This is a genomic window from Pseudoalteromonas sp. SG43-8 (genome assembly GCF_014164245.1).
GTDB lineage: Bacteria > Pseudomonadota > Gammaproteobacteria > Enterobacterales > Alteromonadaceae > Pseudoalteromonas > Pseudoalteromonas distincta.
This window is the reverse complement of the sequence record NZ_JACJEX010000009.1, coordinates 71,490-97,240: the sequence shown is the minus strand read 5'-3', so window position 1 is coordinate 97,240 and position 25,751 is coordinate 71,490. Positions and strand designations below refer to the sequence as shown.

Here is a 25,751-nt window from a genome sequence, read left to right as displayed (position 1 = left end):
AGATACTAGCAAATTAGCTCAATCAATAAAGATTATTTTTACCATAAGGTACTTCAAGCATATTGCTGCTGGTTTTATCCGGCTGGCCGCACATTTCGTCGTAAGCGCTTGTTTGCCTTAACATCATCTGTGCGTACGCTATTTTTTCAAAACGCTTTTGAACATGCAGTGGGCTGAGCGCTCTTAAAAACTCACCGCTGTCTTCTGTTACATAGTATTCAACGTTATTAATCATTACCGATACTTGATAAAGCGCCATATCTAACGAGTGAACAATAACTTTTTGTAGCGGCTCGTGCTTTTTTAACTGTGAAAATTTAATACCCATCTTGGCTACCTTTTTATATTTAACCTGAGTTCTGGTTATTTAACATTATCGATACGCAGCTTTGCTATAATCACGATCAAATTTTTATTAGCCGCTGGCGTCACACGTTATGAGCACAAAAATCCGACTCGCTAAATATATTGCCCATGCAGGTATTTGCTCTCGTAAACAGGCATCGCGCTTAATTGATGAAGGTGTGGTGACTGTAAATAATCGCCCAGCAAATCATATAGATCACGTTGATGAGCAAGACACAATAATAGTGAACGAAAAAGAAATTAAAGGTGCTGCCGATTTAGTTTATTTTGCGTACCACAAACCAGTCGGTATTGACTGTAAATTAAATATTGATGACCCTGCCAGCCTTATTCACCATTTGCCCACACTCACCCGTGTTTACCCTATTGGTCGATTAGATAAAGACTCTCGTGGTTTGCTTATTTTGACCAACGATGGGGATTTTTGTAATCAACTAATACATCCTGACTTCCACCAGCCTAAACATTATTTAGTCACCGTAAATAAGCCTTTAGACGATGCTTTTTGTAAAAAAATGGCAGCAGGCGTACCCGTTGATAAACACATAACCCTGCCTTGTGAGGTAAATAAAATAGCCAGTAATCAGTTTAGTATTGTTTTAAAACAAGGGCTAAACAGACAAATACGTAAAATGGCGCATTACTGCGGATACAAAGTAATTGATTTATTTAGAGTGCAATTTAGTGACCTCACCCTTTCAAAGCTAAACCTACCTGAAAACCAATATATACAAATTAATAAAACCGATATTTCAAAAATCTAATACCAAATCACTTAACTACATCTCAAAAAGTTAAAAAATAAACTTGCAAAAATAGATTACAGGTGTAGTCTTAAATTAAAGATTACACTTGTAGGCGATAAAATGATTGAATTATCAAAAGCAGAGTTTGACGTGCTCGACGCACTTTGGATTAACTACCCCGCCACCGCGAGCCAAATAATTGAGCGCTTAAGTGACGATAAGCAATGGCACGAAAAAACCATTAAAACCCTGCTAGGTCGACTAGTAAAAAAAGGCGCACTTACATTTGAAAAAGAAGGTCGCCAATATATTTATACTCCCTGTATGGAGCGCGCCGACTACACCCTAAAAGAAAGCCAAAACTTTATTGAGCGATTTTTTAGTGGGCGTATTGCGCCACTTGTAAGTGGTTTTGCTAAATCGGAGCAGCTTTCTCAGCAAGATATAAACGAGCTTAAAAAAGTTATAGATGACTGGGAAAAAAACCAAAAATAAGGGATTAACATGGTTATTCAAACTGGTTTTAATTGGTTAATTGAGCAGCAATTACTATTAAGTATTTTGTTTTGTGGATTTATTTTACTTGAGCGATTTGCTTTAAAAGCCCTTGGCTCGCGGTTTGTATATAAATTAGCATGGCTATTACCTGCGGCATTAGTGATTGCTAATTTACCAAATGCGATTAAACCACTGCAAAATAGCAATATTAACCATTACTTAATCACCCCTAACCAGCCTTTGACACATGAAATGGGTATTAGCTGGGCGCTCATGTATGTACTTATTACCGCAGGGTTATTAATAGCTAGCTTTATTACGCATACCCGCTTTGTTAAAAGCCTGCAGTTAACTGAGTTAACCCAATTTGAAAGCACTCTTACCGCTGATGTTAAAACTTATACCAGCCAACATGTAGCCACGCCAATGGTGGTCGGTATTTTAAACAGCAAGCTGGTGTTACCGAGTAACTACAATACCCAGTTTGATAAAGCCACATTAGCGCTTATTTTAGAGCACGAAAACGTACACATAAAACGCAAAGACAACCTAACAAACGCACTTATGTTACTACCTACTATTTTACTTTGGTTTAACCCACTAGCTTGGTTTTGTTACGCAAGCATGCGCCGACTACAAGAGCTAACTTGTGATGAACGGGTACTTGCCAATAAAACCACACAACAACATATTTTATATAGCAAAGCCTTAATAAACTGCGCGGCAAATGCGCCCACAGGACTTATGGCTTATTCACACTACGGAGATAAAAAAACCATGTTACAACGACTTACTAATATAAAACACAGCGGGGAGCGTTCAAAGTTTGCTAAAGGTGGCTTATTACTTGTAGCCGCAAGCATGCTAAGCGGCTTAGCGATTGCAAAGCAACCAGAGGCAATGACTAAAGAGGATCACATTTCACCAACAATACGCATTGAACCTGCTTACCCAATACAAGCAGCCCAACAAGGGATCAGCGGCTCTGTTGTATTAAAATACGATATTGCAGCAAACGGTAAAACAAAAAACATTAGTGTTATTCAATCAAAACCTAAAGATGTTTTTGATAAATCAGCGAAAGAGGCACTAGCAAAATGGAAATATAAAGCATCAGATTCAGGTTTTGAAGATGTACTTGTGCAACTAGATTTTGCGATTAATAGTGAAGTGGCGCCTACCGATTTAATTGAGCGAATTAAAGTATCGCATTAACGCCGCGAGTTGTTCAAGACTACAAAGCAAGCGCCCTTTTAGGCTGCTTGCTTTGTGGTTTTACGCTATAAAGTTACAAACTCACCACAATCATGGCAATGGCTGTACCCAAACCAATAAACCACACTAATGAGCGAATTATATCTAGGTTCATATAGTAAAATACGCAATACAAAATACGCGACACAATATGCGTAACAGCTAGCATTTCGGTCACTGCACCTACAGAGTTAGTGCCCAGCACAACTGCAATAGCGACAGCAAAAACAGCAAGCGATTCAAAACAGTTTTGATGAGCAGCGAGCGCCCGTGCACCAAAGCCGGTTAATTTTGTTTGTTGCGCCCTTGGGTGTTTATTGTCGTATCGACCTAATTTGGCCATTGCTATAGCAACCGGCACTTTTGCAAAGTAAGGCATTAATACCGCAAGTAATGCACATACAACTAATGTTGTCATAATTTATCCTTTTGATGTTTCGGATAATTTAGCATAAGCGTAATAAAAAAGCCGCCAGATACGTTTTATGACAAACTCTGGCGGCTAACAATAACATCAGACCTACTATAGCTAAATTTATCCTCAAACCCATGCGACATAATGTCGCAGATGATGAATATTCAACATCATAGTTAATGCATCGCTTTACTTCACAAAGCTTGTTAACTTTACTGCCTTACATTTTAACGATGACGACCATGACCTGGATATTTTTCACTTTTTTAGCCGCCTTCATGCAAGCATGGCGTAATGCCCTGCAAAGTAAATTAAGTAACGATGTGAGTGTGGCTGGCGTAACCCTCTCCCGCTTTATTATCGCAGGCCCTATTGCTGGCGTGTATTTATATGGTTTGTATCAATATCAAGATACAGCCATGCCTACGTTTAATAATGCCTTTTGGGGATTTATTGTAGGCGCAAGTGTGATGCAAATACTTGCCACTGGTTTAATGGTTAAGCTATTTAAAATGAATAATTACGCCGTAGGTGCTGGTCTTGCCAAAAGCGAGGCGTTAGTAGCTGCCATTTTAGGTGTATTATTTTTTGGCTCGGCACTTTCTTTGCTCGGTTGGCTTGGTGTGTTTTTTGGCGCTATCGCCGTATTGCTACTCAGTGGCATAACAAGCGTTAAACACTTTAATGCTAAAACAGCATTATTAGGACTGGCTTGTGGTACTTGCTTTGCACTTACATCGCTGTGGGTACGTGAAGCGAGCTTAAATTCAGGATTATTATTTCCTCACTCAGCAGCTTGGGTTTTGCTGTTTGTAATTAGCTTACAAACACTAATACTACTGGGCTATTTATTATTAAAAGAGCCGCAAACACTTAGTAAACTGTGGCAATACAAAGGTACTACAGCCGCAATTAGTGTTTTTAGTTGTGTCGGTTCTATTGGCTGGTTTAGTGCAATGAGCTTACAGCACGTTGCTTACGTTAAAACACTTGGACAGGTTGAAGTGTTTTTTACCATGCTAATTGCCGTTCTTTGGTTAAAGCAGCCACTTAAGAAACAAGATACAGCAGGCTTAATACTCATAGCTATTGCCGCTGTTTTGGTTATGTTGCCAAGTTAAAAGCATAAAAAAGCGCAGGCTTTTATACCTGCGCTATTCATAATTAAGCGTTTATTCAAATTACCAATTAAGAGCTTATTTTAAGTGTTATCACACCACTAATAATCATTAATACTCCCGCAATACGACCAAATGTAGCGGCATCGTTATAAAACAATATACCCACTAAAAACGTACCGGCGGCGCCAATACCTGTCCATACGGCGTATGAGGTGCCCATTGATATTTGCCTTTGTGCAAGCCACAACATAAAACCACTAGCGACTAAAAATACCACCGCTATTGCTATGCCTTGCCAGCGTGTATCAGCGTTTTGCGAAATTTTTAAGCCAATCGGCCAGCCAATTTCAAGTAACCCAGCAATAATTAAGTACACCCACGCCATTAAACGTCTCTCTTTTTAACAATTACTTCGTATAAATCTTCGCGGCGATCTTTTAAGTTACGCACTGTGCCTTCGCTGTGAAGTATTTTAAGCTTATCCATATCAAGGTCACTAAATAGCAGCATTTCGGTGTTTGGTGTGGCTTCGTTAAGTGTTGCATCGTGCGGGAACGAAAAGTCCGATGGCGTTAATACCGCCGATTGTGAGTACTGCACATCAAGACTTTCTACCTCTGGTAAATTACCCACCGAACCTGCAATTACCACATAACATTCGTTTTCTATTGCACGCGCTTGTGCACAGTGGCGCACACGTAAATAACTGTTTTTAGTATCAGTCCAAAATGGCACAAACAGAATATCTAACCCTTGTTTGGCCAATATGCGTGAAAGCTCAGGAAACTCTACATCGTAACAAATTTGAATACCTACACGACCAGCATCGGTATCAAACACGGCAATTTTGTCGCCGCCTTGAATAACCCAATCGTTTTGCTCATGCGGGGTAATATGTATTTTACGTTGCTCGTCTATTTTACCGCTACGATGGCACAGGTAACTTACGTTATAAATTTTATCATCTTCGGCAAGTGGCATAGAGCCGGTAATAATATTGGCGTTGTATTCTATTGCCATACGCGACATGGCGTTTTTAAATGTTTCGGTGTATTCCGCTAAATAGCGAATCGCTTCTGTTTGATTACTTTGATTCCCTAGCCCCATTAGTGGCGCATTAAAAAACTCAGGGAATAATATAAAGTCACTTTTGTAGTCAGATACGGTATCTACAAAGTATTCAACCTGCTTTAGCATTTCTTCAACTGATTCAACACAACGCATTTGCCATTGCACAGCACCTACTCGCACGATTGATTTAGTTGACTCAAGTACCGTGTCTGTTGGCTCATACATGATGTTATTCCACTCAAGTAAAGTAGCGTAACCAACGGACTCTTGATCCTCCGGTAAATACTTTTTAAGTAAGCGTTTTACCTGAAAATCGTTAGATAACTGAAAACTCAAAATAGGATCGTATAATTCTTTTTGATCTACTTTTGCAATGTATTCCATTGGCGTCATTTCACTGCTGTGATTGTAATAACGCGGAATACGCCCACCAGCTAAAATAGCGCGTAAGTTATATTGGCGGCACAATTCTTTACGGGCATCATAAAGGCGACGACCTAAACGCATGCCTCTGTGACTTTCGCTAATAGCAACATCTAAGCCGTATAGCGCATCGCCGTCGGTATCGCTAAATACACGGTCGTGACCGTCTGCAATATCTTCGTATGTATGTGGGTTTGAAAAACGCGTGTAATCAACCTGCACGCTTAATGCTAAGCCCACCAGCACACCGTCATCCACAATACCTATTTGCCCTTCAGGAAATTGGTCTATTAATCTAAAAATGGTATGACTTGGCCACGCACCGCCTAAGTCGGGATACGCTTGATCCATCAAGGTTTTAATTTGCGGATATTGCTCTCTGGTTAAGTTACAAATTTCAAGATGGGTTTTTTCTGCCGACATACACAACTCCTTTGGGCATAAGAAAATAAAAGCCGAATGTACGTTAAAGTACACTCAGCTTTGTATCATGTTTTTTACGTTACGCGTACTACTTTAAGCTACGATAAAAAAGTGTGGTTACTTTCTCTTTTGGTAACCAGCCTGCGTATTCAAGATTCAGCTCAGCCAATGGATCGGCTTTAAGTACTTGCTCTAAGCTTGCATTATTTTGCATTGCTTTTAGCATCACGTCTTTCGCGTTTTGAACTAGCTTACCATACGCTATCAGTCCTGAACGGTCACTTACCTTGCCGTGTCCTGGTATTACTTTAGTGTTGTCGTCAATTTGATTAACTACATCGTTTACTGCCGCTAAAATCCCATCAACGCTGCCGCCGCTATCTACATCAACAAACGGTAAGCTGCCAAAATTAAAGTAAATGTCGCCCATGTGCACTATGTTGTCGTTACTAAAAAAGATAACCGAATCGCCATCGGTGTGTGCATGTTCGTAATGCACTACATGGGCGTGTTCGTTATTAAAATGTAGTTTTAAGTCATGACCAAAACTAATGCGCGGTAAAAAGTCTGACCCTTCCCCGTGCTGCTCTTCTAGACGTTTGTGTACATTGTCGTGCGCTATAACGTGCGCACCCGCTTTAGCAAAGTTCTCGTTGCCACCGGTATGATCGCCATGATGGTGAGTATTAATAACAAACTCTGCACTGCCTGGTTTTAAATCGCTAATGGTTTTTTTAATATCATCTGAGAGTTTGGCAAACTGATCATCAATAATATAAATGCCATCATCACCTACACTTGCTGCAACATTACCGCCTTGCCCAAATAGTACGTATACATGCTCACTTAGCTTTTGTGCTGTTACTGGGCCATCATCTGCTTGCGCTGTAGTGCTTAGTAATAAACCTGTTATTAATGCGGGTAGTATTTTTTTCATTTTAGTTCTCTGTTGTTTTATTGGTAATTATATAGAACGTGTTTAGCTATACTTTAGTTCATCGTGTCGGCTTTATTACTATTTGATGTATTAATTCTTGAGGCAATAAAGGCGTATGTTTACCTTCTATGTAATCACTAAACCCCGCTCTATAAAACTCAGAAAGAGGATGCCCCGATTGCCCACCGGGAATAGCTAAAATTGCATGCTCTAAATGCCCAGGTTGAGCAATAAAACGCTGCGATGCGCCAAAACTACGCCCTTGTACGGCGGGCATATAACTATCTCCAAAACCCGGTGCTGTGGGCATATTTAATAACTTAGCAAGTAACGGCATTTGCTTTGCAAACGGATGCTCTATCACTAACTCATTTACCTTGCCCCACTGCCAGTTTTGTACATTATTACCAAACTGTTCTGTAAGCTTAGTAATAGTCTGGCTAAATGCTCCTTGTAGCTGCTCATCCCAGCTTTTAAATTGTGGGTTTATCCATGCGTCGGGCTTGTTGTTTATAAGCTGCCAAACAGCGGGCTCTAAATCTCGTTTTACGTATTTAAGTGTGCCTTGTTGTTTATTTAATTCATCTTCCATACTGCTAAATAAAATATTAATCACTTCATCGCGGTAGCGCTTAACTAAGGTATACCCTATGGAGGCTAAACACGCACATTGCTGCCAGTTTTCAAGCGCTGTTATATATTGCTGATTTTTAGTTATATCGGCTTTTAATTGCTTTAATAGCAGAGCATGCCAAGGCATTAAAAAGCGAGCTTGATTATCAAGTTGTAATGCGTAAAAGTCGCTCTCAGCAAATGTTTGTTTTTCAAATAATCTATCGCGAATTTGACTCGAACGTGCGCCGAGTGCATAACCACCATTACCAAAACGCGCGTCATCCTCAGCCGATACCACGCGAGAATTACCAGTCCATAATCGACCGTTTTGCGGGTTTTTAATAAAAGGGCGTTGTAATTCATTTTGCTGCCAAAGCGCTGAGTAGTCATCGGCATTTACGCCAAGCACACTTGGCGCTTTACGAGCAGGTATACCGCCCATGTTTTTCCACGCTGCGCTACCTTGGCTGTCTACCACCATTAGGTTTTGCACCGGAATGCCCACATCGCTTGCTACAGCAAGTGCATCATCTACCGTTTTGGCTTGCTCTAATTTTAATAACTGCATATTAACGGCATAAGGCTGATGGGCAGCCCAGCTCAACGCATAAGGTTTTTCGTTAATATATTTTACAGGTCCGTATTCACTGAGTATTAATGAATAGTTTTCAACCTCCCCATCGGGTAATGCAATCGATTCATCAACTTGCCATGTTTTACTATCATCGTTTAATGCAATCCAATCGGCAGCATCTAAATAACCGTTAGTAAACCCCCATGCAATATTGTTGTTAGTGCCAACAACAATGGCTGGTGCTCCGGGCAGCGATACTCCGGTTACCTGAGTCTGCTCACCACTGTGCATGTAATTTAATTGTGCCCTGTACCAAATTACAGGTACTGCCATCGATAAATGCATATCATCCGACACCATACCAGCACCTGTTTTAGTAAGCGCCCCTGTAACAGCCCAGTTGTTACTGCCGCGCTCTTGGTTAGCTTCAATACTTTTAACTATATGCTTTGTTTGAGTTGGAAAGGTAGGTATGCCGCCGTTATAAGGCGCTAATTTGCTGCCATCAAGCGCGGCTTGGTACTTACTCGGTTGCGTTAAAAAATCAACCATTTGCTTTGTGTATGCTTGCTCAATTTGAATAAGTGCTTGGTCGCGCTCAAATGTGGCGCTTTGTAAATCAAGGTACATGCTAAATATCACAAGTAGGCTGTCTTCACTTTGCCATGGCTTTTGCGCTGCACCTGTTAGTAAATATTCAAAGCTTGAATACCCTACTTGCGCTAAGCCTTCGTTTACACCTTGAGCGTAACTTTTAAGTAATTGCTTATCTGCCTCTGGCAAGGTTTGTAAAATAATTTGGCTGCGTTTACGTAATTGATGAAAACGCATTTTTTTATCGAGCCCCAACGCTGCTTGGCCAAATAATTCACTTAACTCACCTGCGGCATTACGCCTTAGTAAATCCATTTGAAAAAATCGGTCTTGCCCATGCGCATAACCTAAACCGTAGGCGGCGTCGTTTCGGCTATTGGCGTTTATTACTGCTTGCCCTAATGCATCTCGCGAAATTTTTACAGGCTCTGCTACCGCGTTACTGCGTCCGTTTCCATCAAGGGCGGGTAAACTTAAACTAAGTACCCCATAAACAACAGCGGTACTTGCCAGCCCTAATATCACAATTAATAACAACAAGCGTTTGATTACTTTAAACATCACCGTTTCCTTTGCACGTTTTGACCAAGCGTTAAGCACATATAATAACCACAGTTTTATTAAATAATAATGTTCTTGCTCGCAAAGGGTGAAATAAACATCAAAATCCACGATAATGTCAGCTCCACACATCGTGCAGAACTAGTTGAGATCAATATGACTGAAAAAACATTTATCAAAGGTAAAGACCGCGACCTAGAATCGTCAATCTCTACCATGCAAAACAAGCTTAAAGCCCTAAACATTAATGTTGAAGAAGCGCTTTGGCTTAACCCTGTAGCTAACTGTTATTCGGTTCATATAAAAGACAGCGACTGCGGTGTTATGTTTACCAATGGTAAAGGCGCAACCGACAAAGCATCTATTGCTTCAGCACTCGGTGAATACTTTGAACGTTTAAGCTGTAACTACTTTTTTGCAGACTTTTATCTAGGTGAAGAATTTGCTAATGGCGAGTTTACTCATTACCCAAGCGAAAAATGGTTTAAAGTTGAAGGCGATGAAGTGCCAGAGGGCATTATGGATGAAAGCTTATGGGATTACTTTGACCCAGAGCGCGAACTAAACGCATCACACCTTTTTGATTTTAACTCAGGCAATATCGATCGTGGTATTTGTACCCTGCCATACACACGCCAACGCGATAACCAAGACGTATACATTCCGGTAAACGTTATCGGTAATATTTTTGTATCTAACGGTATGAGCGCAGGTAACACCAAGTTTGAAGCTCGCGTACAAGGTTTATCAGAAGTATTTGAACGTGCTATTAAAAACCGTATCATCGCCGAAGGTATTTGTTTACCAATCGTGCCTGAAGACGTTGTTAAGCAATACCCTAAAATTCACGAAGCGTGTGAAGAGCTTCGCAGCCATGGCTTTCATTTACGTATTGCCGATGCATCACTTGGGGGTAAATACCCTGTAATGAGCGTAACGCTTATTAACCCAACAGATGGTTCTGTATTTGCTTCTTTTGGTGCTCACCCATCATTTGAAGTTGCGCTTGAGCGTACCGTTACTGAGTTACTACAAGGTCGTCGTCTTGATCAACTAGATGTATTCCAACCTGCAACATTTGATAACGATGAAGTAGCAACACCAGAGAACATTGAACTGCACTTTATTGATTCAAGTGGTTTGATTTCGCATGATTTTTTCCGTGCAAAACCTGATTTTGAATTTGTACACTGGGACTTTAGCGGAACAACAGAAGAAGAATATAACTTCTGTACTGACCTAATTCATAGCATGGATCATGATATCTACATCATGGATTACACGCACCTAAACGTATACGCGTGTCGTATTTTAGTACCTGGCATGTCTGACATTTACCCTGTTGATGAGCTTATTTGGCGTAACAACAACGAAGGCGCAAAATTTCGCGAAGTATTCCTATCGCTTGATCAGTACGATGCAGAGCAATGGATGGAAATTTACGACAGCCTTGAAGAAGCAGGCCACAGCGATATTATCCGCGCCGCAGAATTTATTGGCCTTGCAACCGATGCCGACACACCATGGCACACTCTGCGTATAGGTGAGCTTAAAGCGCACCTATGTTTAGCTGCAGGCAGCGAAGAAGCCATTGATTGGGTTGACTGGATACTTCATACAGGCCAAGTAAATGAAGAGGCAATGCGCCACTTCCGCTGTTTAAAAGCAGTTCTTGAAATTAAATACGATGACGAGCGCGAATACGCAGATTACCAAGATGCGCTAGGCTTAATGTTTGGTGCTAATAATGTAGCGCTGGCTATAGAAATTGCCGAAGGTAAAAAGCAGTTTAACGGTTTAACTTTCCCTGGTTTATCGCTTGAAGGCTTTAAAAAGCATGCGGCGCTACTTGATGGTTACCGCAAGCTACATGTAGCAAAGCAAAATCACTGGGCGCGTGAAGTTAGCGACTCGTAACTCGCTAAACTACTAATTATAAAAAATAAACGGCGCATTTGTTAATGCGCCGTTTTCATTTGTGTAATAAATTAGCTATAGTTAATTTGCCTAAATTAACGCCACGATGTAGCAAATGCCACCATCTACTAACAATAAAAAAACGAACGTTCATAACTTTAAGTTGACCTTTTGGTTATCGCTTACGCTAACTGTACTAGTTGGTATCGTTCTTGATCGTATTAACTACAATCGTGTTAAAGATGCTCATCGCCTACAAATTCTTTCTGAAGTAAGTACATATCGAGCTCAATTAGAATCTATTTTAGTTTCTAATATCCAACTAGTTCGAGGTTTAGGTGTTGCCGTAGCGGCGCAGCCTGATTTACAGCAAACACAGTTTGAACAAATTGCCCAACCACTATTTAAAACCTCAAATGAGCTTCGCAATATTGGTGGCGCTCCCGATATGGTAATTCGCATGACTTACCCCTTAAAAGGTAATGAAAAAGCACTCGGTTTAAACTTTTTAGAAGAAAAAAACCAACGCGCTGATGCTATTAGAGCTCGCGATACAAATACCATTGTAATGGCTGGCCCATTAAAATTAATCCAAGGTGACGTAGCACTTATAGCCCGCGTTCCTGTTTACATACCGCCAGAAAATCGCTTTTGGGGATTACTTTCAGTTGTTCTCAACATTGAAAAAGTCTATGAAAATTCAGGTATTTATGAGCTAGAAAAAGAATACAACGTCGCTTTACAAGGCAGGCATGGACTTGGCAGCAAAGGGGAGTTTTTTTACGGTAATCAAAACATAATAGAGCAAGACCCCCTTGAGTTTACGTTAAGCTTTCAAGGTGGCAATTGGCAACTTTACGTAGCACCTAAAATAGGTTGGAGCCCACCAAATTCAGCTGTATGGCCACTTAGGCTATCAATTATAATTATTTGCGGGTTATTAATTTGGGCCTTTTTATTCTTTTTGAAAATGCTTAATCGCCAGCAACAAAACGAAAAAATGCTTGAGGCAATGAGTGATCTAGCCCAAATAGGCGCATGGTCATTTAACTTAGAAACGAAACAAGTGTATTGGTCTGATATGACCAAAAAACTATTTAAATACCCATTAAATAGCCAACCAGAATGGCCTAAAGATTTAAATTACTTTAAAAAAGGCACTAGCAGAGAAACAATTAAACCTTTAATTGAACGAGCTATAAAATATGGTGAAAGCTACGAAGTTGAATTAGAAGTAATGGATGAAGAAGGTGAATCTGTTTGGGTACTCGTACATGGTGAAGCAGAACGAAAAAATGGACGATGCACACGTATTTTTGGCTCATTACAGAATATTGATACCCGTAAAAAGATTGAATTAGAAAATAATAAAACAGCATTACACAACGAAATTTTAGCCTCCCTTACCGTTAATAAATTAATATTAACTGGGCAACTGAGCCAATCAAAAGATATTATTACTGAAGCAATCTGCCAAGCATTTGATATTAAACGTGCCAGTATTTGGTTTTTTAATGAAGACAAATCCCAACTAAGCCCTTTTGCCATACATAGTAAACATTCGTCTAGTGATAAAATTGACTCTATTTGGCTAAGAAAAAATCTTCCCGGCTTTTTTAATGCAATAGATCACCAGCCTGTATTTAATGTGCCTGACGCCCAAGAACACCCAATACTCGAGCCAATTAAAGAACAGTATTTAATGACTCTCGAGATTAAATCAATGCTGTGCGTAATAATCCCTGCAGGAAGTGGCGCTATAGGAGTCGTCTGCGCAGAGCAATGCCAATCAAAACGCTACTGGTCTAAAAACGAAGAAAGCTTTTTAATTGCCGTTGCAGCGTTAATAGGCAGCTTGCACTCAAGCCAACAGCGAATTGAAACCGAACAAAAACTAGTTTCTGCCAAAGAAACCGCCGAACAAGCTGTTGAAGCTAAAAGTGAATTTTTAGCGAGTATGAGCCACGAAATTCGCACCCCAATGAACGGTGTTTTAGGTATGCTTAACATAATTAAGCAAACTCAATTGGACCTGCAGCAAAAACATCATATTGAACTTGCTCAATCATCAGCTCAATCTTTGCTTAATATAATTAATGACATATTAGACTTTTCTAAAATTGAAGCCGGTAAGCTCGATATTGAAAACGTGCAATTTAATTTACCTCGGTTATTAGGCGAAGTGGTGGAATCCTTTGCTTTAAAGGTAGAACAAAACAATACAAAACTTATTCTAGATGCTACTCAAATAACTGTTAGCGAGATAATTAGTGACCCTAACCGCTTGCGCCAAATTTTAAATAACTTAATTGGCAACGCGGTTAAATTTACTATTGATGGCGAAGTAGTCATTACTGCCAGAATAGATGAAACAACGGATGGCTCGTTCCTACAGTGTTCGATTATTGATACTGGTATTGGTATTGACCCTAAAAAACAAGCGTCGTTATTTGACTCATTCACACAAGCCGATGCTTCAACAACACGCCAATTTGGGGGCACAGGGCTTGGCCTTGCCATAGTAAAACAATTGTGCGAACTGATGAACGGTGAAGTGAGTGTAAACAGTATGCAAGGTGAAGGAAGTACATTTTCTTTTACAGTACAAATACAACCGCGCTTAAGTAAAGAACAAGATTTACCGAGTCATTTAATTAAAAACAAACATATTTTAATTATTGATGAGTGCTCGTTAAATGCTAACACCGCTAATAAGCAGCTCACTGTTTGGGGTGCAAAAGTTAATTGTATACATAACTATCTTGAGGTTGATGATTACTTAAGTAATGTAACCACCCACCCTGGTGCTATTTTAGTTGATTACTACTTTTTTGAAAAAGCCCCACAAACGCATATCAACGCGCTCAAAAACTTTATAAATATGCATAGTTGCAAGTTAGTTATTATGGCGCCAATGAGTTATTCGTCTGAGGAGTCTAAAGTAGGTATGGAAGTCGACTGTATGATTTTCAAACCTCTCACACCGTCTGATTTGTTTGACTCACTTACAAACGATAAATACATTGAACAACAGCAGCAACAAGCACAGCTTCAAAACAAGCTAACTAAAGCGCCAGTACTCGATTCATCAGAACCACAACTATTGCTTGTTGAAGACAATAAAATAAACCAAGTGGTTGCCTCTGCGCTATTAAAGCAGGCGGGTGTTACTTTTGATATTGCCGAAAATGGACTTGAGGCAATTGTAAAGCTCAATGCAAAACAAGGTAAACCATATAAGCTAGTTTTAATGGATTGCCAAATGCCCGAAATGGATGGCTACCAAGCCACTAAAGCCATTAGAGAAGGTGATGCAGGTAAAGATAATGAAAATATTACTATTATTGCGCTAACAGCCAATGCCATGCAGGGCGATAAAGAAAAATGTCTAGCCGCAGGCATGAACGACTATTTAAGTAAGCCTCTCGATTTAGCTGCATTACAACCAAAGCTTCAACAATGGCTTGGCATTCAATAAAGGTGTAAGCTAATAAAATACGCTTACTAATTTGAGATTATTTATGCAGTTATCAACAAATCAACAACGTATTCTTGGTTGCCTATTAGAAAAACAAAGCACGACGCCAGAGCATTATCCGCTATCGTTAAACGCTCTCGTGAACGCATGTAACCAAAAGTCTAATCGCGATCCTGTGTTAAGTCTTACAGATGAAGACGTGCAAAACGCACTTGATGAACTAATAGACATGCGTTTGGTAACTATAGATGAAGGTCTTTCGGGTCGTGTAAATAAATACGATCACCGCTTTTGCAACACTGAATTTAGTAATCTGCAGTTTTCTGCTCAGCAGCGTGCCATTGTTTGTTTATTACTTTTGCGTGGTGCTCAAACCCCTGGTGAATTAAGAACCCGCAGTGCTAGGCTTGCTGATTTTAATAACGTAGATGAAGTAGAGGCAGCGCTCAATAAACTGATTGAAAGCGAGTACGTCACAAAGCTAGAACGAGAAGCAGGTAAACGTGACAGCCGATATATTCATTTATTTGGCGAACAACAAAATAATCCCGCCGATGCCTTTATTGCTCTACCAAGCGAAGTAATTAAAGACAAAGAATTAAGCGATTTACTTGAAGAAGTAGAAAAATTAAAAGCAGAGCTTCGCCAAATAAAAGCTCATTTAAAACTTTAATTAACTAAAACTAAATCACATAATAAGTTTATTGCGTATCACATATTAAATTTTATAAGGAGCTGGCAATGCGCGCCGAAATTATGGCTGAAATGAAGGTTCAGCCAACGATTGATGTAAATGCTGAGATAACTCGCCGAGTTAATTTTATTAAAACACGTTTGGTAGCAGCTCATTCACGCTCGTTAGTACTGGGTATTAGCGGTGGTGTTGACTCATCAACCTGCGGCCGCTTATGTCAACTTGCTGTAAACGAGCTAAATAAAGAACACAATACTGACAAGTATCAGTTTATTGCAGTGCGCCTACCTTATGGTGTACAAGCTGACGAAGATGAAGCACAAATGGCGGTTGATTTTATTCAGCCAAGTAAACGTATGACCGTAAACGTGCAACCTGCGGCTGATGCATTACATGAGCAAGCGATAGCTGCCGTAGTTGGCTGTGGTGAAGCACTGCCTGAGCAAGCTCAAATAGATTTTATTAAAGGTAATGTTAAAGCGCGTCAACGTATGGTTGCTCAGTACGAAATTGCAGGTTTTTGCCAAGGTTTAGTAGTGGGTACCGATCATAGTGCTGAAAACATTACTGGTTTTTATACTAAATTTGGTGACGGCGCGTGCGATTTAGCCCCTCTGTTTGGTTTATCAAAACGCCAAGTTCGTGCACTTGCTACTGCGCTAGGTGCGCCAGCTTTATTGGTAGATAAAGCACCTACAGCTGATTTAGAAAGTGACCGCCCAGGTTTAACAGACGAAGAAGCACTTGGTTTGAGCTATGAGCAAATTGATGACTTTTTAGAAAGTAAACCTGTGTCTAATGATGTTGAACAAAAGCTTGTAAGTATTTACATGCGTACACAACATAAGCGCCAACCAATTCCGACAATTTACGATTAATGTTTTAGTAAATAAAATAAAGCAATTAACGCCTTTGAGGATTAATTGCTTTTTTGATCGACAGATTAAGAAGCTGCGTATATTTTAATAAATTAACGCTTTGAATTTTATAATACCAATTGCATTAAATTAGTGAGCTATTATAGCCCTATGAAATAGCGATAGAACGATGATATTTTTAATGATATTGGTATAACTACCCGCCAAAGAGAACACTGCCTTATATGACATCGCCCATTTTAATTACCGGCGCAGGCCAACGTATTGGTTTAGCACTCGCTCAGCATTATATAGCCCAAGGGCAGAGTATTAATATCACGTATCGTACTCGTCACGCCGCTGTTGATAAATTAGAGCAACAAGGCGCTGTATGTATTTATGCCGATTTTAGTACCGATGAAGGTATTAGTGCATTTATAAATACGCTTAAAAAGCATACAACATCGCTGCGCGCTATTGTTCATAACGCATCAAGCTGGGACTGCGAAGCTAACAACCCTGACTTTGCAGCACTGTTTGATAATATGATGCGAATACATGCCAAAACACCGTATTTAATTAATTTAATGTGCGCAGAGCTGCTTTTAAACTATCAGCAAATTGAAAAAGTACCTGCCGATATAATACATCTTACTGATTATGTAGTTGAAACAGGCAGCCCTAAACACTTAGCTTATGCAGCAAGTAAAGCAGCACTCGACAACCTAACCAAATCGTTTAGCGCTAAATATGCGCCAAATATAAAAGTGAACTCGGTTGCTCCATCGCTCATTATTTTTAATGAACATGACGATGAGCAATATCGAGCTAAGACCCTTAAAAAATCATTAATGGGCATTGAACCCGGATGCCAAGAAATTATCAATAGCATTGATTTACTATTACAAAGCCACTACATCACAGGGCGCTCTTTGCCTATTGATGGCGGTCGTCATTTAAAGTAAATATAAATAAACTGAGATATTTATGCACAATGAATTAAAAGAAAGTTATGAAAAAATCATCACCGCTGTAGGTGAAGATGCTAACCGCGAAGGCTTACTTGATACGCCAAAACGTGCTGCAAAAGCAATGGAATATTTAACGCAAGGGTATCGTCAAACGCTTGATGAAATAACTAATAAAGCAGTATTTACATCTGACGCTGACGACATGGTGTTAGTACAAGACATAGAGCTCTACTCTATGTGTGAGCATCATTTACTGCCTTTTATTGGTCGTTGCCATATTGCTTATATACCAAACGGTAAAGTATTAGGCTTGTCTAAATTTGCCCGTATTGTTGATATGTTTTCACGCCGTTTTCAAATTCAAGAACAGTTAACGCATCAAATCGCTAAAGCAGTTGAAGAAGTTACTGGCGCTAAGGGCGTAGGCGTTATTGTTGAGGCAAAACACATGTGTATGATGATGCGTGGTGTAGAAAAGCAAAATTCAAGCATGCGTACATCAGTAATGTTAGGTAACTTTAGAAGCGATCCTAAAACACGTAACGAATTTTTGCAGCTTATAAAAGGTTAACCCTATGGCTAATGCAATTATTAACGTTACTAATTTACGCCTGCGTACGTTTATTGGCTTTAACCCCGATGAGCGTGAAAAAAAGCAAGATGTAGTGATTAATCTAGAGATTCACTACCCTGCTGATGATGCATGTAAAACGGATGAAGTTGACCAAGCACTTAATTATAAAGTGATCACCAAAGAAGTTATTAGCTTAGTAGAGCAAGGGCACTTTTTACTGCTCGAAAAATTAGTGGCTGAAATTCTTGCCGTTTGTCACGCGCACCCAAGCGTTCATTACGCTAAAGCACGTGTTGATAAACCACATGCACTGCGTTTTGCCGACTCAGTGTCGTTAACGCTTGATTGGGCTAAATAAGGTCTTAAAAACTTATTTAAAAAAGCTTTTCGAATCCTACGGCAAGGGCGATAACCGCTAAATAGCGCGCGCCTTTGCCTAGTGTTACTAACAGTAAAAAGGTACTAAATCGTACTTTAAATATACCTCCAATCACCGTTAATGGGTCCCCCACAACCGGTAACCAAGCAAATAACAAACTATACACTCCATATTTATTAAATTGCTTTTGTGCGCTATCAAGCCCTTTTTGCGATACAGGAAACCATTTTTTATCTTTAAAACGCAGTACCTGCGTGCCTAACCAGTAATTAACACAGCTCCCTAACACATTTCCAAGTGTTGCTACGCACCACATAAGCCATAAATTAACTTTATCTTGAGTAATCATTCCCACCATTATCACCTCAGAAGAGCTCGGCAGTAATGTCGCAGATATAAATGCGCTAATAAATAACGTGAGATAAAGCATAATGCCCTTATGGCTAAACGTAAAAACCCAGCCTATAGCTGGGTTTATAATACCAATTTTATTAAAAACATGATCATTCTAGCGTATTAAATAACTCACTAACTACGTTAAAAATTATTTATATAGAACAACTATGTATCATAATTTTAGCCTTGTTATTGAGCTATTTTCTTATCGCTATAATAGATCACTAATTTAATGCAATTGGTATAAAAATAAACTGTGTGTTTATTTTATCAAATTTAAACTAAACGGGTAATTAAACTCTTTACCTTCATTAGCTTTAATACTTGCCATTACAACCATTACAAACCCAAAAATTGCCACTATAGGTAGTAATATTAAGCCGACTGCTACAAACATCAGTACAAAACAAACTACATATGCAATTGCCATCGTTATTTGAAAGTTAAGCGCCTTTTTACCGTGTACGTCAACAACTGGCATTTCATCTCTTTTAATTAACCACACAATTAATGGCCCAATTATTGAGCCAAACGGCACAACAAACCCAGCAAGCGCACTTAAATGGCATAACATAGCCCACGTACGGTCATCTTTATTAACTGGTTCAACCTGTTGATTTTCTTCCATAACACTCTCCTTTTTGTTTTATGTATGTTGCCTCTTAACTAAACAAATGTCTACAAATCAACCAACGTATTTATGTTTAAAAATCACAGCGTGCAATCTTGTGATAAAAAAGTGATAAGTTTGTGAGAGTTTCTGGAGACGATTATTCAATACTTAACTCGAATCATCACTTACAGGAAATAATAATGAAAACTTCTACATTAACAATCGCAATTCTTTTAGCGGCAGCTAGCCAATCGACTATGGCCGCAGAATTAGACCTAAAAGTTACTAACCTAACCAAAGGTATTCACTTTACTCCACTGTTAATTACAGCACACAACAGCGAAGACACACTATTTGAAGTCGCAACAGAGGCATCTACAGCACTACAAACAATGGCTGAAGGGGGCAATATTGCAGAGCTAGTTGCACAAGCAACTGCAGCGGGCAGTGATATGGCTGCAAATCCAGCTGAAGGTTTACTTGCACCAGCCGCATCTACAACGGCAACACTGAGCACGACTGACGGTAATGAGTACCTATCTTTAACTGCAATGATGCTACCAACTAATGATGGCTTTGTAGGCTTAAACAGCTGGAAAATCCCAACAGAAGCGGGTACTTACACAATTAATTTAAATGCTTACGATGCAGGCACAGAACAAAACAATGAGCTTGTAGTTGAAGGCTCTGGCGCACCAGGTACTCCAGGTATTCCTGCAGCTCCAGGTGGCGACGCTGGCACTGGCGGTACAGGTGTATTAAGTGGTGATACAAATATTAGCATTCATATTCACCCGGGTAGCTTAGGTGATGACGATTTAGAAGCGGGTAATAGCGATTTAAGTAATACAGTACACAGATGGTTAAACCCAGTAGCACAATTAACCGTTACAGTTAAGTAGGAGCATGATTATGTCATCTGCTAACAACCTTAAAAAAAGTCTACTAGTGCTTGCACTTGCAACCACACTTGCAGCGTGTAGCGATAACGATAATGACGATCCAATAATAGAAGAACCGGTCGTTGTTGAGCCAATTGTTGTAGAACCTGTGATCAGTGAGTTTACCATTACTTTTAGTAACTTAACTGCAGGACAGCCTTTGTCACCACTCTCTGTCATTGCTTTTGGAGATGAAGCACCTTGGACATTCGGTACAACCGCTTCTGTTGGTTTAGAAATGCTTGCAGAAAGCGGCGCAAATGAAGAGTACCTCAGCTACGAAAATGCACTTGCTGCAGTTTCAGCTGAAGGCGCTATTGGCCCTGGTGAAACCACCACAGTGATTATTACTGTTGAAGAGCAAGAAACGCTTAATTTGTCATTTGCTGCCATGCTTGGGAATACAAATGATGCTTTTACCGGTCTTAGTTCTTTAGATGTATCAACATTAGAAGTTGGTGGTTCGTTATCACGCACTACGACTGCTTATGATGCGGGTACGGAAGCAAATACAGAAACAGCTGAAACTGTGCCAGGTCCTGCCGCTAGCGGTGAAGGGTTTAACGAAATACGTGACGATACAGCCGATATAATAACGATGCATCCAGGCATTGTTTCAAATCAAGATGGATTATCTACATCAGCACTTGGTGTTGAACATAAGTTTGATAACCCAGTATCGAAAATAGTAATTACGCGCACGCAGTAACGTTCCAGCTTGTAATGGGGAAGTAAGGGAGCACGGATGCCCCCCTTTTTACGAGGTAATACATGCGTCACGAAAAAATATTAGTAGTAGAAGATGACAGAGAAATAGGTAAGTTAATTACCACGCAGCTAACGTCGCTTAACTTACATGTTGATCATGTTGTGAGCGCAGAACTTGCCTTAAAAAAAATAGCTAAGCATCCCTACGGACTTATTTTACTCGATATAAACTTACCCCAAATGGATGGTTTGAGCTTATGTCGAAAAATAAAAGAGCATTACCCTACTACCTCCGTTATTTTACTCACCGCGCTGAGTAGCGATATGGACAGAGTTATTGGCCTTGAAATGGGCGCCGATGATTATATTTGTAAACCCTTTTTTGCACGCGAATTACAAGCCAGAGTAAAAACCCAATTACGCCACAGAGCACAACTACTCGCGAGCCAAAACAACGACAACTCTCCCGTTGATAGCGAACAAACACTAAATATAGGCTCACTCAATATAGAATTTAGTTCGCACCAAGTGTTTTTAGGTAAACAAGCCCTTAACCTTACCGCCACCGAATTTGATTTACTCGTTTACTTTGCACGCCATCCTAATCATGTTTTTAGCCGCCAGCAGTTACTCGATAAAGTATGGGGTTACCAACACAGTGGTTACGAGCACACGGTTAATTCACATATAAACCGCTTACGTGCCAAGCTAGAAGAACACCAACAAGCGCCTATCATCGAAACAGTTTGGGGTGTTGGTTACAAACTAAACCCTAGCCAACTCAATTAAGACACCCATCATGAAATTATCTTTGTATCAAAAATTAGCTATATCGCTAGTCGTGATTTTTTGTTTTATTTGCGCCCTAGTTTACGGCTGGAGCAAGCAATTAGAACTCACCTCAAAACATCATGCTGAGCAAAATTTACATTTGGCGCTTGCCGAGCATTTAGTACAAGATAACCCGCTAATAAAAGAAGGTGTTTACGACTATAAAGCGCTTGAAAACCTCTTTCATACCTTGATGTTATTAGGCCCGGCGTTTGAATTTTATTTTGTAGACGAAACCGGAAAAATTCTTACTTACTCCGCAAAGCCGGGTAAAGTTAAACGCACGCATATTAGTTTAACGCCTTTAAAAAGGCTGATTAACGACCCAAGCGCTGCACCTATTTATGGTGATAATCCTCGTAATAAAGAGCAACAAAAAATATTTTCAGCCGCGCCAGTATTTAATCAAGATAAGCTACAAGGTTATTTATATGTAATTATTGGTGGTGAGGCTTACGATACCTCACTAAGCACTGTAAAAAATAATGATAAGTTATGGCTAGCTGCTTTATGGCTTGGCTCTGCACTCGCATTTTTATTTATTGCGATGCTAATTTTACTACGTTTTTTTACCAACCCAATTCAGCGCTTAGCACGCGATGTTAGTAATATTGAAGCCGCTAACTACAGCCTTACCGACACCAAGCTAAGTAACTATTCAACGCAAAAAAGTAACGAAGTGCATAGTTTAGGGCGAAGTATTCAAGCCATGCTTACCCGTATTAACGAGCAGTTTAAAGCGCTTGAACAAGGCGATAAACAACGCAAAGAGTTACTAACTCACTTATCGCACGACCTACGTACACCACTTGCTTCACTGCAGGGGTTTTTAGAAGTATTAAATCAGTCGGGTGAACAACTAAGTAAAAAAGAGCAGCAAGAATACTTGCAGGTATCGCTTAATAATTGTGGGCAATTAAAGCTACTCATAGAGCAAATATTTGAGCTTGCTCACTTAGAAAATGGCGAAATAAGTATAAATAAAGAAACCTTTAATTTAGGTGAGCTTATTTACGATTGCATGGCAAAATTTAGTTTAGCCGTTGATAAAAAAGGCATTAGTTTGTCGGTAGAACCTGCAATTTGTGATTTTCCTGTGGTTGCCGATATAGCTAAATTAGAGCGCGTGTTAAGTAACTTAATTGACAATGCAATTAGGCACACCCCTCGCGGTGGCAGCATTGCAGTACATGTAAAACGCAGTGACGATAATCAACTATTTGTGCATGTATCAGACACAGGCGTAGGTATAAAAGAAGATGAGCTGAATGCTATTTTTGACTCGCACTACCAAGCAAGTAATTCTAATAAAGAAGGGCGCCAGCAAGGTGGTTTAGGATTGGCCATTTGCAGAGGTTTATTAAAACTGATGGATAGCGAAATTTACGTACAAAGTGAAATTGGTAAAGGCACTATGTTTAGCTTTAATTTGCCACAAAAAAAGGTGCTTTTTTAAAAAGCACCTTATTGAGTTAAATCTATTTAAATATAAAGATTAATTACTTTTTAATACCCGCTAAATCAAGCATAAATGCATAGTTTAGCGCGGTATCTTCTAAGCGCTTAAAGCGACCTGATGCACCACCGTGCCCTGCTTCCATATCTATTTTAAACAATAACTTATTGTCATCAGTTTTATAGTCACGCAGCTTAGCAACCCATTTTGCAGGCTCAAAGTATTGAACTTGTGAATCGTGCAAGCCAGTCGTTACTAACATATTAGGATATGCTTGCTTAGATACTTGGTCGTATGGCGAGTAAGACAGCATGTAATCGTAATACGCTTTTTCGTTCGGATTACCCCACTCGCCGTATTCATTTGTTGTAAGCGGAATACTCGCATCAAGCATCGTGGTTACTACATCTACAAACGGTACCGCTGCAACCATGCCTTTATAAAGTTCAGGCGCTTGGTTTGCTACTGCGCCCATTAATAAGCCACCAGCACTGCCACCTAACGCAAATATTTCATCTTTTGCGCCATACTTTTGAGAAACCAATGCTTTAGTTACATCAACAAAGTCATTAAATGTATTCTTTTTAGTTAGTAGCTTGCCGTCTTCGTACCAAGGACGACCTAGCATTTGCGAGCCACGTACATGGGCAATTGCAAATACAAAGCCACGGTCAAGTAAACTCAAACGCGTGCTTGAAAAAGTAGGGTCCATGGTTGCGCCATAAGAGCCGTAACCATATTGCAGTAGCGGGTTAGTACCATCTTTTTTAAACGCATCTTTTCGGTAAACTAAGCTTACCGGTACTTTTATGCCATCACGTGCTGTTACAAAAATACGCTCTGAGGCGTAATTATCAGCATCAAAATCACCTAATACAGCTTGCTGTTTAAGTAGTTTTTTATCGCCAGTCGCTAAATCTACATCGTACGATGAACCAGGTGTAGTCATGCTTGTGTAGTAAACTCGTAACGTGCTGCTATCTATATCGTTATTACCATAAGTACCAATTGTATAAGCGCTATCGTTAAAGCTCAGTGGTAACTCTTTACCTGTTTTTAAATCACGCGCAATCAACTTTGATTGGCCCATTTCACGCTCTTGGTAAACTAAGTAGTCATTAAATAAATCAATGCCTTCGAGCTTAATATCATCGCGCGCTGGGATCACACTTTGCCAATTTGCTTTGTCACCAGCTTTATCAATATCCACTTTCATCAGCTGAAAATTTACAGCATCTAAGTTAGTGACAATGTAGTAAGTATTCCCTAGTTTAGATATTTCATATTCAAGCCCTGCTTCGCGCTCAATTAAGCGTTTAGGCATTGCCTTAGCATCATCAGCACTTAGTACCGATACGCCTGATGCTGCTGTGCTGCTGTGCCAAATATAAATTTCTGACTCATCTTTGCTTTTACTCATACCCATGTAGTAACTAGTATCAGTTTCTTCGTAAATTAGCTCATCATCAGCTTGTGGTGTACCTAATGTATGACGATAAACTTGATAACCTAATAAAGTTTGTAAATCTTTTTTAATGTAATAACCAGTTTTATTATCGTTTGCCCAAACTATACCGCCGTTGGTGCCCTCAAGTGTATCTTCGAGTAATTTACCGGTAGTTAAATCTTTTATTTTTATACTATAAATACGACGGCTAACAGTATCTTCGCCATAAGCCATTAAATTGCCATTCGGGCTTACATTTAAGCCACTTACTGCATAATAATCATGGCCTTTCGCAAGCTCATTTACATCTAAAATAACTTGCTGATCCGTACCTGCAAAATCGCTGCTGCGTAAGTAAGTAGTGTACTCGTTATCGCCACGTGTTTGCGTTGAGTAAAAATAATCACCGTTTTTAACTGGGACTGAATCATCGTCTTTTTGAATACGCCCTTTTAGCTCTTCAAACAATTCACTTTGCAGCGTTTTAGTATGTGCAAGCATTGCATCTGTGTATGTATTTTCAGCTTCTAAATAGTTAATAACCTCTGGTGCTTTACGTTCGTCATCACGTAACCAATAGTAATTATCTACACGTGTGTCACCATGAATAGTCATCTCATGAGGCACTTTTTTTGCAACAGGGGCAATAGCTTGGGCTACTTGAACCGTTTTAACTTGTGTATTATTTTTTTTGGTTTCTTCAGGGGCTTGATTACAGCCACTTAAAATAGCTAGCGATAATGCAGCAAGTGCGAATGGAGTACGTTTCATCAGTCAAAGTCCTTGTTGTATTTTTATTTTTTATTAAGTAATTAAATATACCTAAAAATAACCTGTGTTGTGATTTACTTTGTGAAGCTATGTAAAGTAAATCAACGTAATTCCTCTTTT

General features: G+C 39.6%; 24 protein-coding genes. 15 read left to right on the top strand and 9 right to left on the bottom strand.

What is annotated here, in order from left to right:
• Positions 1–22: 22 nt before the first annotated feature.
• On the bottom strand, positions 23–328 hold the full coding sequence (locus H5122_RS15245; RefSeq protein WP_002961002.1) for a DUF6482 family protein: 306 nt from the start codon (positions 326–328) through the stop codon (positions 23–25).
• 109 nt (positions 329–437) lie between these two features.
• Between H5122_RS15245 and H5122_RS15240 the strand changes: the two genes are divergently transcribed.
• The 3 genes from H5122_RS15240 to H5122_RS15230 all read left to right on the top strand — a co-directional run bounded on the left by H5122_RS15240 (position 438) and on the right by H5122_RS15230 (position 2,825).
• Entirely contained in the window at positions 438–1,130 is a 693-nt protein-coding gene (locus H5122_RS15240) for a pseudouridine synthase (protein WP_002961005.1), read from the top strand.
• Between the two features lie 102 nt (positions 1,131–1,232).
• Positions 1,233–1,607, top strand: coding sequence for a BlaI/MecI/CopY family transcriptional regulator (locus tag H5122_RS15235; RefSeq protein WP_007377323.1), 375 nt, complete (start codon positions 1,233–1,235; stop codon positions 1,605–1,607).
• Between the two features lie 9 nt (positions 1,608–1,616).
• Positions 1,617–2,825 carry a TonB family protein gene (locus H5122_RS15230; RefSeq protein ID WP_182672085.1) on the top strand — a complete coding sequence of 403 codons (1,209 nt, stop codon included), beginning with the start codon at positions 1,617–1,619 and terminating at the stop codon, positions 2,823–2,825.
• A 73-nt stretch (positions 2,826–2,898) separates the two neighbouring features.
• On the opposite strand, the gene H5122_RS15225 is transcribed toward H5122_RS15230, so the two are convergent.
• On the bottom strand, positions 2,899–3,282 hold the full coding sequence (locus tag H5122_RS15225; protein ID WP_002961011.1) for an MAPEG family protein: 384 nt from the start codon (positions 3,280–3,282) through the stop codon (positions 2,899–2,901).
• 239 nt (positions 3,283–3,521) lie between these two features.
• Between H5122_RS15225 and H5122_RS15220 the strand changes: the two genes are divergently transcribed.
• Positions 3,522–4,400, top strand: a complete 879-nt coding sequence (locus tag H5122_RS15220; RefSeq protein WP_370659550.1) for an EamA family transporter — start codon at positions 3,522–3,524, stop codon at positions 4,398–4,400.
• A 67-nt stretch (positions 4,401–4,467) separates the two neighbouring features.
• On the opposite strand, the gene H5122_RS15215 is transcribed toward H5122_RS15220, so the two are convergent.
• The 4 genes from H5122_RS15215 to H5122_RS15200 all read right to left on the bottom strand — a co-directional run bounded on the left by H5122_RS15215 (position 4,468) and on the right by H5122_RS15200 (position 9,598).
• Entirely contained in the window at positions 4,468–4,785 is a 318-nt protein-coding gene (locus H5122_RS15215; protein WP_002962354.1) for a multidrug efflux SMR transporter, read from the bottom strand.
• Positions 4,785–6,317, bottom strand: coding sequence for a bifunctional GNAT family N-acetyltransferase/carbon-nitrogen hydrolase family protein (locus H5122_RS15210; protein ID WP_024595458.1), 1,533 nt, complete (start codon positions 6,315–6,317; stop codon positions 4,785–4,787). Before H5122_RS15210 ends, H5122_RS15215 begins: the two co-directional genes overlap by 1 nt.
• 88 nt (positions 6,318–6,405) lie before the next feature.
• A complete protein-coding gene (locus tag H5122_RS15205; RefSeq protein ID WP_182682619.1) occupies positions 6,406–7,254 on the bottom strand; it encodes an MBL fold metallo-hydrolase in 849 nt (282 codons plus the stop codon).
• 58 nt (positions 7,255–7,312) lie between these two features.
• The gene (locus H5122_RS15200) at positions 7,313–9,598 is read right to left on the bottom strand and encodes a penicillin acylase family protein (RefSeq protein ID WP_182682618.1); all 2,286 of its coding nucleotides are present in this window, start codon (positions 9,596–9,598) and stop codon (positions 7,313–7,315) included.
• Positions 9,599–9,754: 156 nt separating this feature from the next.
• Between H5122_RS15200 and ycaO the strand changes: the two genes are divergently transcribed.
• The 7 genes from ycaO (at position 9,755) to folX (ending at position 18,447) form a co-directional block, all read left to right on the top strand.
• A complete protein-coding gene (gene ycaO / locus H5122_RS15195; RefSeq protein ID WP_182682617.1) occupies positions 9,755–11,515 on the top strand; it encodes a 30S ribosomal protein S12 methylthiotransferase accessory factor YcaO in 1,761 nt (586 codons plus the stop codon).
• A 115-nt stretch (positions 11,516–11,630) separates the two neighbouring features.
• Positions 11,631–14,993: an ATP-binding protein gene (locus tag H5122_RS15190; RefSeq protein ID WP_182682616.1), complete on the top strand. Its 3,363-nt coding sequence runs from the start codon at positions 11,631–11,633 to the stop codon at positions 14,991–14,993.
• Positions 14,994–15,036: 43 nt separating this feature from the next.
• Positions 15,037–15,666 (top strand): YceH family protein, encoded by a 630-nt coding sequence (locus tag H5122_RS15185; RefSeq protein ID WP_182682615.1) that lies wholly within the window; start codon positions 15,037–15,039, stop codon positions 15,664–15,666.
• 68 nt (positions 15,667–15,734) lie between these two features.
• On the top strand, positions 15,735–16,565 hold the full coding sequence (nadE, locus tag H5122_RS15180) for an ammonia-dependent NAD(+) synthetase (RefSeq protein WP_182682614.1): 831 nt from the start codon (positions 15,735–15,737) through the stop codon (positions 16,563–16,565).
• Between the two features lie 224 nt (positions 16,566–16,789).
• The gene (gene folM / locus H5122_RS15175) at positions 16,790–17,509 is read left to right on the top strand and encodes a dihydromonapterin reductase (RefSeq protein WP_182682613.1); all 720 of its coding nucleotides are present in this window, start codon (positions 16,790–16,792) and stop codon (positions 17,507–17,509) included.
• Between the two features lie 22 nt (positions 17,510–17,531).
• Positions 17,532–18,086 carry a GTP cyclohydrolase I FolE gene (folE, locus tag H5122_RS15170; protein WP_002962341.1) on the top strand — a complete coding sequence of 185 codons (555 nt, stop codon included), beginning with the start codon at positions 17,532–17,534 and terminating at the stop codon, positions 18,084–18,086.
• A gap of 4 nt (positions 18,087–18,090) precedes the next feature.
• Complete coding sequence (gene folX, locus H5122_RS15165) at positions 18,091–18,447, top strand: dihydroneopterin triphosphate 2'-epimerase (protein ID WP_002962340.1); 357 nt, start codon at positions 18,091–18,093, stop codon at positions 18,445–18,447.
• A 16-nt stretch (positions 18,448–18,463) separates the two neighbouring features.
• On the opposite strand, the gene H5122_RS15160 is transcribed toward folX, so the two are convergent.
• Together H5122_RS15160 and H5122_RS15155 are read right to left on the bottom strand one after the other, a co-directional pair.
• Entirely contained in the window at positions 18,464–18,898 is a 435-nt protein-coding gene (locus H5122_RS15160; RefSeq protein WP_182195417.1) for a YqaA family protein, read from the bottom strand.
• Between the two features lie 228 nt (positions 18,899–19,126).
• Entirely contained in the window at positions 19,127–19,492 is a 366-nt protein-coding gene (locus H5122_RS15155) for a DUF4870 domain-containing protein (RefSeq protein WP_002962338.1), read from the bottom strand.
• Between the two features lie 185 nt (positions 19,493–19,677).
• Between H5122_RS15155 and H5122_RS15150 the strand changes: the two genes are divergently transcribed.
• From H5122_RS15150 to H5122_RS15135, 4 genes are all read left to right on the top strand, one after another.
• Positions 19,678–20,379 carry a spondin domain-containing protein gene (locus H5122_RS15150; RefSeq protein ID WP_182672096.1) on the top strand — a complete coding sequence of 234 codons (702 nt, stop codon included), beginning with the start codon at positions 19,678–19,680 and terminating at the stop codon, positions 20,377–20,379.
• Positions 20,380–20,389: 10 nt separating this feature from the next.
• The gene (locus tag H5122_RS15145) at positions 20,390–21,127 is read left to right on the top strand and encodes a spondin domain-containing protein (protein WP_182682612.1); all 738 of its coding nucleotides are present in this window, start codon (positions 20,390–20,392) and stop codon (positions 21,125–21,127) included.
• A gap of 62 nt (positions 21,128–21,189) precedes the next feature.
• Positions 21,190–21,915, top strand: a complete 726-nt coding sequence (locus H5122_RS15140) for a response regulator transcription factor (RefSeq protein ID WP_182674490.1) — start codon at positions 21,190–21,192, stop codon at positions 21,913–21,915.
• Between the two features lie 10 nt (positions 21,916–21,925).
• A complete protein-coding gene (locus H5122_RS15135; protein WP_182682611.1) occupies positions 21,926–23,413 on the top strand; it encodes a cell wall metabolism sensor histidine kinase WalK in 1,488 nt (495 codons plus the stop codon).
• A gap of 43 nt (positions 23,414–23,456) precedes the next feature.
• Here the strand turns inward: H5122_RS15135 and H5122_RS15130 are convergent, their stop codons facing one another.
• Complete coding sequence (locus tag H5122_RS15130) at positions 23,457–25,631, bottom strand: S9 family peptidase (protein WP_182682610.1); 2,175 nt, start codon at positions 25,629–25,631, stop codon at positions 23,457–23,459.
• Positions 25,632–25,751 lie beyond the last annotated feature (120 nt).